The organism is Nocardia cerradoensis NBRC 101014, assembly GCF_000308535.1.
Lineage (GTDB): Bacteria > Actinomycetota > Actinomycetes > Mycobacteriales > Mycobacteriaceae > Nocardia > Nocardia cerradoensis.
The window spans coordinates 1-11,319 of record NZ_BAFW01000131.1 but is presented as its reverse complement, the minus strand read 5'-3'; the positions used below and the strand labels follow the sequence as shown (position 1 = coordinate 11,319).

Annotated in this window: 11 protein-coding genes and 1 pseudogene; 8 read left to right on the top strand and 4 right to left on the bottom strand. The window is 66.9% G+C overall.

Translation table 11 applies throughout. The features are described from left to right. The 3 genes and pseudogenes from ON23_RS13850 to ON23_RS13840 all read left to right on the top strand — a co-directional run. Nucleotides 1–336: pseudogene (locus tag ON23_RS13850) on the top strand (flavin-containing monooxygenase); the annotation flags it as partial. Continuing rightward, on the top strand, nucleotides 333–1,538 hold the full coding sequence (locus ON23_RS13845; RefSeq protein WP_276326892.1) for an NADH:flavin oxidoreductase: 1,206 nt from the start codon (nucleotides 333–335) through the stop codon (nucleotides 1,536–1,538). The pseudogene ON23_RS13850 and the gene ON23_RS13845, both read left to right, overlap by 4 nt. Beyond that, entirely contained in the window at nucleotides 1,535–1,795 is a 261-nt protein-coding gene (locus tag ON23_RS13840) for a hypothetical protein (protein WP_039778610.1), read from the top strand. Before ON23_RS13845 ends, ON23_RS13840 begins: the two co-directional genes overlap by 4 nt. 53 nt (nucleotides 1,796–1,848) lie before the next feature. Here ON23_RS13840 and ON23_RS13835 read toward each other — a convergent pair whose 3' ends face one another. After that, entirely contained in the window at nucleotides 1,849–2,373 is a 525-nt protein-coding gene (locus ON23_RS13835; protein WP_039778609.1) for a nuclear transport factor 2 family protein, read from the bottom strand. A 160-nt stretch (nucleotides 2,374–2,533) separates the two neighbouring features. Here ON23_RS13835 and ON23_RS13830 point away from each other — a divergent pair, with 160 nt between their 5' ends. Together ON23_RS13830 and hsaA are read left to right on the top strand one after the other, a co-directional pair. Next, nucleotides 2,534–4,237: a 3-ketosteroid-delta-1-dehydrogenase gene (locus ON23_RS13830; RefSeq protein ID WP_039778608.1), complete on the top strand. Its 1,704-nt coding sequence runs from the start codon at nucleotides 2,534–2,536 to the stop codon at nucleotides 4,235–4,237. Between the two features lie 255 nt (nucleotides 4,238–4,492). After that, nucleotides 4,493–5,659: a 3-hydroxy-9,10-secoandrosta-1,3,5(10)-triene-9,17-dione monooxygenase oxygenase subunit gene (gene hsaA / locus ON23_RS13825; protein ID WP_039778607.1), complete on the top strand. Its 1,167-nt coding sequence runs from the start codon at nucleotides 4,493–4,495 to the stop codon at nucleotides 5,657–5,659. A 97-nt stretch (nucleotides 5,660–5,756) separates the two neighbouring features. On the opposite strand, the gene ON23_RS13820 is transcribed toward hsaA, so the two are convergent. Then, nucleotides 5,757–6,029, bottom strand: a complete 273-nt coding sequence (locus ON23_RS13820; RefSeq protein WP_039778605.1) for a hypothetical protein — start codon at nucleotides 6,027–6,029, stop codon at nucleotides 5,757–5,759. Further along, the gene (locus ON23_RS13815) at nucleotides 6,026–7,168 is read right to left on the bottom strand and encodes a 3-ketosteroid-9-alpha-monooxygenase, oxygenase component (protein ID WP_039778604.1); all 1,143 of its coding nucleotides are present in this window, start codon (nucleotides 7,166–7,168) and stop codon (nucleotides 6,026–6,028) included. The genes ON23_RS13820 and ON23_RS13815 overlap by 4 nt, the downstream gene beginning before the upstream one ends. 228 nt (nucleotides 7,169–7,396) lie before the next feature. Between ON23_RS13815 and ON23_RS13810 the strand changes: the two genes are divergently transcribed. The 3 genes from ON23_RS13810 to ON23_RS13800 all read left to right on the top strand — a co-directional run bounded on the left by ON23_RS13810 (nucleotide 7,397) and on the right by ON23_RS13800 (nucleotide 9,942). Further along, nucleotides 7,397–8,962 carry an FAD-binding protein gene (locus tag ON23_RS13810; protein ID WP_210743226.1) on the top strand — a complete coding sequence of 522 codons (1,566 nt, stop codon included), beginning with the start codon at nucleotides 7,397–7,399 and terminating at the stop codon, nucleotides 8,960–8,962. After that, the gene (locus tag ON23_RS13805) at nucleotides 8,962–9,513 is read left to right on the top strand and encodes a flavin reductase family protein (protein WP_051042675.1); all 552 of its coding nucleotides are present in this window, start codon (nucleotides 8,962–8,964) and stop codon (nucleotides 9,511–9,513) included. Before ON23_RS13810 ends, ON23_RS13805 begins: the two co-directional genes overlap by 1 nt. 210 nt (nucleotides 9,514–9,723) lie before the next feature. Further along, nucleotides 9,724–9,942, top strand: a complete 219-nt coding sequence (locus ON23_RS13800; protein ID WP_143860589.1) for a hypothetical protein — start codon at nucleotides 9,724–9,726, stop codon at nucleotides 9,940–9,942. A gap of 18 nt (nucleotides 9,943–9,960) precedes the next feature. On the opposite strand, the gene ON23_RS13795 is transcribed toward ON23_RS13800, so the two are convergent. Then, the coding region (locus tag ON23_RS13795; RefSeq protein WP_051042674.1) for a sensor histidine kinase at nucleotides 9,961–11,319 on the bottom strand (1,359 nt) is incomplete at its 5' end.

Sequence of the window (11,319 nt, the reverse complement as noted above, 5' to 3'; positions counted from 1 at the left end):
CCGAACTCCGCGCCCAATCACGGTGCGGGACACAACATCACCGGTGAGGAGCAGGTCCACTACATCATCGAGTGCCTGCAGTACCTGCTCGAGAACGATCATGCCGCGATGGACGTCGACCAGCGGGCGCAGGACGAGTACAACGAGCGCGTCGACGAGGCGCTCGACGAGACCGTGTGGGTGCATCCCGGTGCGCAGGTCAACGGGTACTACCGCAATTCCGCGGGCCGCGCGGTCGTGCCGTGCCCGTGGCGGCTGGTCGACTACTGGACCATGCTGCGCACTCCGCACCCCGAGGATCTGACCTTCCTGCCGCATCGAAAGGCGCTGTCGTGACGCTGAATCCGATTCCCGATCCGATTCCCGACGTTCTCGCCCCGGCTCGGCTGGGCCCGGTGACGCTGCGCAACCGCACCATCAAATCCGCGACCTTCGAGCACATGGCCCCGGGTGCGCTGGTCAGCGATCAGCTCATCGACTTCCACCGGCAGGTCGCCGCAGGGGGAGTCGGGATGACGACGGTCGCCTATTGCGCGGTGGCGCCGGAAGGGCGTACCGAGGCCGATCAGATCTGGATGCGCGACGAGGCGGTGCCCGGCCTGCGCCGGCTCACCGACGCCGTCCATGCCGAGGGGGCGGCGGCGTCGGCCCAGATCGGTCACGCCGGGCCGGTGGCGAGCGCCAAATCGAACGGCTACCCGGCGTTGTCCGCGTCGCGGCGCATCAGCCCGATGGGCCCGCAGGTCACCCATGCCGCGACACTCGCCGATATCGCCCGGATCCGCACCGCCCACGGCACCGCGACCCGGCTGGCGATCGAATCGGGATTCGACGCCGTCGAAATCCACTTCGGGCACAACTATTTCGCGAGTTCGTTCCTGAGTCCGGCCCTGAACCGGCGCAAGGATTCCTACGGCGGCTCCCTGCGCAATCGCGCCCGCCTCGTTCGCGAGGTCGCCGCCGAGGTGCGCGAAGCCGCCGGCGACCGGATCGCGGTACTGGCCAAACTGAACATGGACGACGGCGTGCCGGGCGGGTTCTGGCTCGACGAGGCGATCCAGGTCGCGCAGTGGCTGGAAGCCGACGGTAGCTTGGACGCCATCGAACTCACCATCGGCAGCTCGCTGCTGAATCCGATGTATCTGTTCAAAGGCGAGGCGCCGCTGAACGAATTCGCCGCGGTCATGTCGCCCCTCATGCGGTTCGGCGTGAAGGTCGCGGGCAAATTCTTCCTGCACGACTATCCGTACGAAGATCTGTTCATGCTCGACGCGGCGCGCCAGATCCGGGCGAACGTGTCGATGCCGCTCGTGTTGCTGGGCGGCATCACGGACAAGGCCGCTATGGACACCGCGATGGCCGAGGGGTTCGAATTCGTCGCGATGGCTCGCGCCCTGCTGCGCGAGCCGGATCTGATCAACCGGATCCGCGAGGATCACGACAGGAAGTCGTTGTGCATCCACTGCAACAAGTGCATGCCGACGATCTTCTACGACACGCACTGCGTACTGGCCACACCGCAAGTGGCCGCGCGATGACCATGCGTCCACTCGACTGTGAGCAGTGCGGCCAGCGCGTGCTGATCGAGAAGTTCAGTGCGGCCCACACGTCGGTTCAGTGGACCGGTGAGGCCGGGCGGTGCCCGGTGATCGCGGCCCAGGGCCGGGGTGTGGGGCATCAGGAACGCGGCTGCGATGTCCTGCGGCGCCGGATCGACCGTGCGGTGCGCGAACACGCCCTGCCGGAATCCAGAATTCAGCTGCCGACCGGTGACGATATCCCGCGCCTGCACTGAGAAACGCGCGCCGGGTGAGGCCGCGACTACGCGGGCGCACCCGGCCTGAGCGCTTACTGGACGGAGTCCGATTCTGCTGCGGGCAGCGCCTGTTTGCACCATGCCAGCTCGGCCTCGCTGAGAGTGCCGAGCTCCATGGCACGCCGGCACCACTCGGGAACTAGCCGGACGAATTCGGCGGGATCGTAGATATCTTCCTCTTTGGAGAACTTTCCGTTTCCGGCGTAGGTCAGAATGCTGATGTTGTCGGCGCCCATCTGCGAGCCGTCACCCGGATCGCGCATCAGATTGTTCAGCTTCACCACGATCACGCCGTTGACATCGTCGATCAGATGCCAATACTCGGGAAACGAGGTCATCGCGGAGCCCGGAAACTGCGCGAGGGTCGGCTCGGCCCAGGCCCAGATGGCGTCGGGTCCTTTCAGAACTCCGACCATTTGCTCGTGATATTCGGCGTCGGGAGTGAACAGGTCGACGAATTCGCGCCAGCTGCCCGTGCCCGAGGCCGCGCGGGTGACCGTCGCATGCCAGGTCTGAAACGCCGATTCCAGTTCTTCTCTGCTCCACGTATTACTCATGTCCGGACGCTAACCGGGCACCGGCCGGTGCGGCAGAAGCCGTTTCCGCTCAGCGGAATTCGCGCGCTCTCCCACTGAATGGAAGACCACCGTCGACTGCCGTTCGCGTGAATCTAGGTTGGGGCAATCCGTCCCACCCCTGAGAGTGGAGTTCCGAACCATGGCGAAGAAGCCGATGCCCCCGCTCACGACCGCCCACGAGGTGACCGTCGACCTACTGGTCGTCGGTTCCGGCACCGGTATGGCCGCGGCGCTGGCGGCCCACGAACAGGGGCTGTCGAGTGTGATCGTCGAGAAGACCGCGTATGTGGGTGGTTCGACCGCGCGGTCCGGTGGTGCGTTCTGGATTCCGGGCAACCCCAGCCTCCCCGATTCGGACCCTGATCTGGCCGAGGCACGCGCATATTTGCGCTCGGTCGTCGGTGATACCGCACCGGCCGAGCGTGGACAGGCGTTCCTCGATGCGGGTGCCGCGGCGGTCGAGATGCTCGAGCGGACCACGCCGATGCGATTCTTCTGGGCGAAGGGCTATTCGGACTACCACCCGGAGGAACCCGGCGGCCGGGCGGAGGGCCGGACGTGTGAATGCCGCCCGTTCGATGCCTCGATCCTGGGTGAGCAGCGTCCGCGCCTGCGCCCCGGCGTCATGGAGGCACCGGTGCCGATGCCGGTCACCGGCGCGGACTACAAGTGGATGAATCTTGTTGCGCGCAAACCGATCAAGGCGTTCTCGCGCATTCTGCGGCGGGCGGCCCTCGGTATCGGCGGCATGGTGGTCGGGCGCGAATATCTGGCCGGGGGACAGGCCTTGGCAGCGGGTCTGTTCGCGGGCGTACTACGGGCGGGCATTCCCGTGTGGACCGAGACCAGCCTGGTCCGGCTGATCCGTGAGGGTGACCGCGTCGCCGGCGCGGTGGTGCGCCAAGGTGACCGTGAGGTCACGGTGACGGCGCGTCGAGGGGTGGTGCTGGCCGCCGGAGGCTTCGATCACGATATGGCCGCACGGCACAAATTCCAGTCGCCGCGGCTCGACGACGACGCCAGTCTGGGATCCGAGGGCAACACCGGTGACGCCATCACCGCGGCCCAAGAACTCGGTGCCGGGACCGCCCTGATGGATCAGGCATGGTGGTTCCCCGCGTTCGCGCCACTGCCCGGCGCCGCGCCGCTGGTCATGCTCGCCGAACGTTCGCTGCCGGGCTCGTTCGTCGTCGACCAGACCGGCCGGCGCTTCGTGAACGAGGCGATGGACTACATGTCGTTCGGGCAGGCGCTGCTGGCGCGGGAGCGGCGAGGAGATCCGGCCGAACAGATGTGGCTGGTATTCGATCAGCGCTACCGCAACAACTACATCCTTGCGGGGCAGTACTTTCCGCGTCAGCCCCTGCCGCAGGCCTGGTTCGAGGCCGGTATCGCCCATCGCGCCGACGATCCCGCCGCGTTGGCACGGGCCATCGGGGTCCCCGAGGACGCGTTCACCGAGACGTTCCAGAATATGAACCGCTACGCCGAGAGCGGAACAGATCCGGAGTTCGCGCGTGGAGCGAGCGCCTACGACCGCTACTACGGCGATCCCACCGTGACGCCGAACCCGAATCTGGCACCGCTGCGGAAAGCCCCGTACTACGCGGTCAAGATGATTCTCAGCGATCTGGGCACGTGCGGCGGTGTGGTCGCCGACCGGGACGCGCGCGTGCTGCGTGAAGACGGCGGTGTGATCGAAGGGCTGTACGCGATCGGCAACACCGCCGCGAACGCCTTCGGCGCCAGCTACCCCGGCGCCGGGGCGACGATCGGCCAAGGCCTGGTCTTCGGATACATCGCCGCGCGCCACGCCGCAGGGGAGACGACCGAGTCGGCCTAGCCGCCCACCGTTCACCTCGCCGGGGACCACCGAATGCCGTGGCCCCCGGCGAGCTGTTTTGCGGCGGGTTGCCATCGGACCGCGATTTCTATCCCGCTGGTTGAGATTTCGTAGCTGCGAAGCCGATGGCCGGTTCTACCGTCGTCGGCACCGAGACGAGAGAACGCGACGGCACGAGCAGGGCGCGTGCGGCCCTCGGGAACACACGACGGGGTGTCCGCTCCGGTGGGGAACGCCTGAGATCAGGAGAACGATATGAGTAACGACGTGCTGAGCCGGGTGCGCGCACTGCTGCCGGGCATTCGGGCACGTGCCGAGGAAGCGGATCGGCAGCGTCGTGTTCCCGCAGAATCCATCGCCGAACTCGCCGACGCCGGAGTCTTCCGTCTGTTGCAGCCCAAGCGTTATGGCGGTCTCGAGCACAATCCGGCCGAACTCTACGAATCCGTGCGCGCCATCGCCGGCGCCTGTCCGTCGACCGGCTGGGTCGCGTCGGTGCTGGGCGTACACCCCTGGCAGATTTCACTGTTCGAGGAGCGAGCCCAGGACGACGTGTGGAAGGCCGCTCCGGATGCGTTGGTATCGTCGTCCTACGCGCCGACCGGCGAACTCGTCGAAGTTGAAGGCGGGTACCGGCTGTCGGGGCGCTGGAGTTTCTCCTCCGGCAGTGACCATTGTCAGTGGGTGCTGCTGGGCACGTTGTGTTTTCACGGAGCAGGTGGGCCCCCGGAATATCTGACCGCACTGGTCCCGCGGTCCGACTACACCGTCGAGGATGTCTGGGACGTGATCGGCCTGTCCGGCACCGGCAGCAACGACATCGTCATCGACGACGCGTTCGTCCCTGCCTATCGCGCCTACAGTTCGCTGGAGCAGGATCGGCTGGTCGGCCCCGGCCAGGCCGTCAACACGTCGCCGATCTACACCCTGCCTTTCGGCATGGTCTTCTCCTATGCGATCACCAACGCGATCGTCGGCGCGGCGCAGGGCGCTTACACCGCGCACGTGGAGCGGATGAAGGAACGCGTTCGTCTGTCCTACGGCGGGCAGAAGGTCGCCGAGGACCCGTTCGCGCATGTGCGTGTCGCGCGCGCGGCAGGCGAGATCGAGGCGGCGGAATTGACCCTCGACCACAATGTGGCCGAGCAGATGCGCTACGTCGAGGCGGGGGAGAAGATTCCGGAGCGCATCCGTCTGCGGGCCCGGCGCGATCAGGTGCTCGGCACCGAGCGGGCGCTGCGGGCGATCGAGATCCTGTTCGAAAACTCCGGCGGTCATTCGATCAAGCGCGGCAACCCGATCGAGCGGCACTGGCGTGACGCACACGCCGGCACCGTGCACGTCATCAACGATGTGGAACGAGCGCTCGCGATGTACGGCCGGGGCGAGTTCGGCGTGCCGATCGATGCGGGCATGTACTGAGAACCTTCGGCGCTTGCGCTGTTGTGACTGGCATGCACACCGAATCCGGGCACCGTTGGTCGTCGTGACGGTGCCCGGATTCGTATCCTGAGCGCTCCTAGTCCGGCGGCGCTTCGTCGAGCACCGGTAGTTCACCGGATCGTGCTGCCGCCCAGATGGATTCACGCAATTGCGAGCAGTGCGGTAGCGGCTTGCCCGACAGCGCTTCGGCGGTGTGGCGTTCCACGCAGGCCGCAGCGGACGCGGCATCCCACTGGATGCTGGTTTGTGCCCAGCTGCTCTTGCGTGCCAGCACGCGGGCGCCGCACTGGGCGCAGTGCACCGGCCGCATCGGGGTCGCGCGCAGCCGCTCGTCCATCGGGAGCGTCATGAGGGTGCTCCGGCGGATTCGGCACCGCGAGCGAGATTCGCCTGGACCTCCCGCTGCCACGCCTCGAGCGGCCGGGTGGTATCGAGTTCGAATTCGAATCGGTCGACCATTTCCGGGGCCACCTCGGCGGCGTCGACGTAGAACTGCTGGTACCAGCGCCGCAGCTGATATACCGGGCCGTCCTCCTCGCACAGCAGCGGATTGTCGATGCGCGCCTTACGCTTCCAGATCGCCACATCCTGCTCGAATCCGATCTTCACCCAATCGCCCAGCGCCACCGCGGTCGCGATGGCCTCGTCCTCGGGCAGCCCCTCGGACTTCTCGACGATGATTCCGTACTGCAGTACGAACGAATTCTCGTCGATCGGGTAGTGGCAGTTGAGCAGAACCGTCTTGTAGTCGCCGTTCTCGTAGTGATAGACGAGGTCGTCGATCATGAAGGAGGGACCGTAATACGACGCCACAGATGTCGTACCCAGCAAGGCGGGCTGTCCCTCAGGCCCCGGAAGATCCGCCCGCGGGCCACTCTTGAAGTACTGGGTGGCGATATGCCCTTCGAAGACGTTTTTGAAGTAGGTCGGCAGCGAGCCGTGGATATAGAAGAAGTGGGCCATATCCACGACGTTGTCGACGATCTCGCGGCAGTTGGTATGGACGACCGTGGTGTACCAGTGCCAGTCGGTCCAGGAATCGCTGCCGGCGCCTTCTATCCGCGGAATCGTGACCTCGGCCGGCGGCGGGTTGCCCTCGGGGTCGTTCCAGACGAACAGCATCCCGTCCTGCTCGAGGGTGGTCCAGGTGCGGGTACGTGCCAGCGGCGGCACCCGCCGGGCATAGGGGATCTGTTTGCAGCGGCCGTCCCCGCCCCACCGCCAATCGTGGAACGGACAAGCGATCTCATTACCCTTGATCTCGCCGTCGGACAAATCACCGCCCATGTGCCGGCAGTAGGCGTCGAGGATGTTCAGTTTCCCGTCCTCGCCGCGGAAGACGACCAGCTTCGTTCCGAACGCCTGAATCGAATGCGGTCTGCCGTCGGCGAAATCTTTGCTCAACCCCAGGCAGTGCCAGCCTCGTGCGAACCGCTTCGGCGCGGCTTCGGCTTCGATCCGGCGTACCTCGTCGTGCACCGTTGTCATCTCGACCGTCCTCCAACCTGTCTGTGTGGAAGCAGGCTGAATGTCCGCGGTCGCGGACCGCTCCCACGACGTAAACCGTTGTAACACCGTCGATCCCGGACGTGATCGGACAAATACCACTGGATGGGATTTGTCCTCGGAAATGTGTTTCGCTCATCGGGAAGCCGGGCCGTACCCGCCGGACACCGGACCTACGATCGCCGCCATACCGCTGCGGAAGGAAGTCGGATGGGCTGGGTGGATTCGGTGGTCGAATGGGATCTCGACTGCGACGTGCTGGTGGTCGGCTCCGGCGGTGGCGCTCTGACCGGCGCTTACACCGCCGCCCGGGAAGGTCTGCGGGTCGTCGTGGTCGAGGCGACCGAATACTTCGGCGGAACGACCGCTTACTCCGGCGGCGGTATGTGGTTTCCCGGCAATCCGGTGCTGCGCCGAGCCGGCGATGACGACACGATCGATGACGCACTCGCCTATTTCGCCGCCGTCGTCGGCGATCGCACGCCCGCATCACTGCAGCGCGCCTTCGTGACCGCCGGTGCCCCACTGGTTGAATACCTCGAGCAGGATGAGGCGCTGCGATTCCAGGTCCTCCCGTGGCCGGACTATTTCGGAAAGGCGCCGCATGCCCGTGCGGGTGGACGACACATCATTCCGCAACCCCTGCCCGCCGAGCGGCTGGGCGAGTTGCGCCCTGCTCTGCGCCCGCCCCTGGGTTCCGACCGGGGCATCGAACCCCTGCCCGAGGAATTGATCGGGGGTCAGGCATTGATCGGCCGACTGCTGCTGGCGTTGCGCGAGCGCACCGACGCCGAACTGATGCTGCGTGCCCGGTGCCGTGAACTGGTACGGCTGGGCGGCAAAGTAGCCGGCGCCGTCGTGGCCACCGCTCAGGGGACTCGCCGCATTCGGGCGACGCGAGGCGTGCTCATCGCCGCGGGCGGCTTCGAACGGAACGCGGCGATGCGCACCACCTTCGGCGTGCCGGGACAGGCCCGAGACTCGATGGGGCCGCCGGGAAACCGGGGCGCGGCGATCGAGGCGGCCATCGCGATCGGCGCAGACACCGACCTGATGTCGCAAGCCTGGTGGTCGCCGGGACTCACCCATCCTGACGGCAGTTCGACCTTCTCGCTGTGGTTCACCGGAGGCATTCTCGTCGACCGGCACGGCCGGCGCTTCACCAACGAGTCCGCGCCCTACGACCGGTTGGGTCGCGATGTGCTGGCGGCCATCGGCGACGATCGAATCACGTTGCCCTACTGGATGATCTACGATTCCCGAGCAGGGCTGCAGCCGCCGGTGCTGTTCACCGGTATCCCGTTGGCCAAGCGGCAAGCTTACCTGGATGCCGGTCTGTGGCACACCGCCGACACCCTGGAAGAGCTGGCCCGGTTGATAGGAGTACCGGCAGCCGATCTCATCGCTACGGTCGAGCGCTTCAACGGCTTCGCCGCGGCTGGTATCGACGAGGACTTCGGACGTGGAAGCGAGCCGTACGACACCTCCGTGCCGGGCAGTCCGAATCCGCTGGTCCCCATCGAGCAGGCGCCGTATTGCGCGGCGGCATTCGGCCTGTCGGATCTGGGCACGAAGGGCGGCCTGCGCACCGATGCCGCCGGCCGGGTCCTGGACCGCGCCGGCGACGTGATCGCCGGACTGTATGCGGCGGGCAACTCCATGGCAGCGGTGAGCGGCACCGTCTATCCGGGCGGGGGCAATCCCATCGGCGCCTCGATGGTGTTTTCACATCTGGCCGCGCTGGATATGGCCGAAGCCGGACAGGAGGAGCAGTGATGGCCCGCGCATCGGAAAACGGCGGCCTCGCGGCCTCGGACTACAAGGCGGTGCTGGGCCACTTCTGCAGCGGGGTCACCGTGATCACGGCGATATCCGCCGACGGCCCCGTCGGATTCAGTTGCCAGTCGTTCTCGTCGCTGTCGCTGGATCCGCCGCTGATCTGTTTCTGCCCGGCCCGCACCTCCTCGACCTGGCCGCACATCCGGGAATCCGGACAGTTCTGTGTGAATATCCTCGCGGCCGACCAGCAGGGACTGTGCCGGCAGTTCGCGATGAGCGGCGCCGACAAATTCGCCGGAATCACCTGGCACCCCGCATCGAACGGCGCACCCAGGCTGGAGGGCGCGATCGCGTCGCTGACGTGCGCACTCGAGCGTGAGGTCGACGGTGGTGACCACACCATCGTGATCGGCCGGGTGATCGAGGCGGAGGTGCAGTCTGTGCGGCCTCCGCTGCTGTTTCATCGCTCCGCATTCAAACAGTTGGCGCCCGAACCCGATCCGCGGTCCAGCGCTTTGATGCCACTGGACACCTGGCGGTGGGGATGAATCGGGAATGGACGACACCTACTGAGTATCTGTGTCTCATCGCCCCGGCCGGATGCGTGGACCACCGCGACCCGGTCGGACAGGTGAGCGACCTGTTGGACCGCGGTGTGGCACAACGCCTGTCGGCTCGCCGCGCCGCTGCCGTGCGCCTGGGGTCCCAGGACGAGGGGTCGGTACTCGATGGGTGAGGGTGAGCAGAGGAGGGACACGATGCCGATCGCGGTGAGCAGCGCGCGCGTTCACGAGATACTCAACTACTTCGGCAAGTGCCCGGACTGTGGGTACGCCGCGCGAGGGGCAATCATCGCGACCAGGTACGTCGACGGCAGTATGGACAGCCGAGTCGTCGCCACCTGTGAATCGCCCTGCGGATGGTCGGGGCCGGCCGAGGGCTCCTTGATGACCGGAACGAATGCGGTGCTGGCCTGAGAGCCCGCAGCTCTTCGCCTAATCGGCGGCCTCGGCCGGGGACAACAGCGTCGCGGGGATGGATACGACCGCGCTGATACCGCCGTACTCGGATTCGGTCAGCCGCACCGCCAGTCCGTGCTGCCCGGCGAGGGCGGCCACCACGAACAGGCCGAGGCGGAAATCGCCGGTGAGTGCGGCGATGCCGAAATCCGGTGCCGCCGCGAGGAGTTCGTTGCTTTGCGCCAGCGCTGCGGGCTCCATGCCGAGCCCTTGGTCGCTCACCGAGAGGCGCACCCCGCCATCGACGGCACGGCCGTCGACGCGGACCCGCGACTGTGGTGGGGAGAACGCGGTGGCGTTGTCCATCAGTTCCGCCAGCAGATGAACGACGTCGGCGACTACATGGCCGGCGACTCGCACATCGGGCAGCCGGGTGAGGTCCATGCGCTGGTAGTCGGTGGTTTCGGCCGCGGCGCTGCGCACGATGTCGAACAGCGACACCGGATTACGCCAGCGCCGCGCGGGTCGTTCCCCGCCGAGAATGATCAGGTTCTCGGCATTGCGTCGGGCGCGGGTCGCGAGGTGGTCCAGTGCGAACAGGGTCTGCAGGTAGTTCGGATCATCGGCCTCACGTTCCGCTCGGTCGAGCACCTCGAGTTGGCGGTGTACCACCAGCTGGCTCCGATGGGCGATGTTGACGAACACAGCCCGGACACCGTTGCGAGTCGCGGCCTCCGCGGCTGCGGCCGACACGGCAGCGAACTGTGCCTGGTTGAAGGCGGCGGCCACGTCCCCGATCTCGTCGGCGCCCGGATCGAGGCGGACGACCTCCTGGTCGATCTGCACCTGCTCGCCGCGTCGTAGCCGGCTCATGAGGGCGGGCAGGCGGCGTTCGGCCAGGTCGGTGGTGTCGGTGCGCAGGCGCACCAGCCGGCGTGCCAGCCGGTCGGCGGCGACGAGCGCGGCCGAGACCGCGATCACCGCGATGGCGACCGCGGCGAAAGCGGCGAGGATCGAGCCGTGCGAGATTCGGTCGCCGGCGTCTTGCGCCGACTTTCCGGCGGCCGCGTTCTGCGCCCGCCAGAGCTCGAGTAGTCCGGATGTTACGTGTGCGGCTGCTTCCGAGGTGGCGTCGCCGGCGGTGCTGGTTCCGGGCGCGGCAGCGATCAATGCGTCCTCGGCCGCGATGGTCGTGTGCCAGTCGTGGCTGTCGGTCAACGCACGCAGCCGATCTCGCTGCGGGCCGGAAAGCTGCGCTGTCAAGTGATCCAGCGCGATGCGGTAGTAGCCGACCTCGCTGGTGAACCGCTGCAGCTGTTCGGCGGTCAATCCCCGGGCTGCGGCCGCTGCGGCGAGTGCGTGTGCCCGCGACATCGCCTCCACCGCACGAAACAT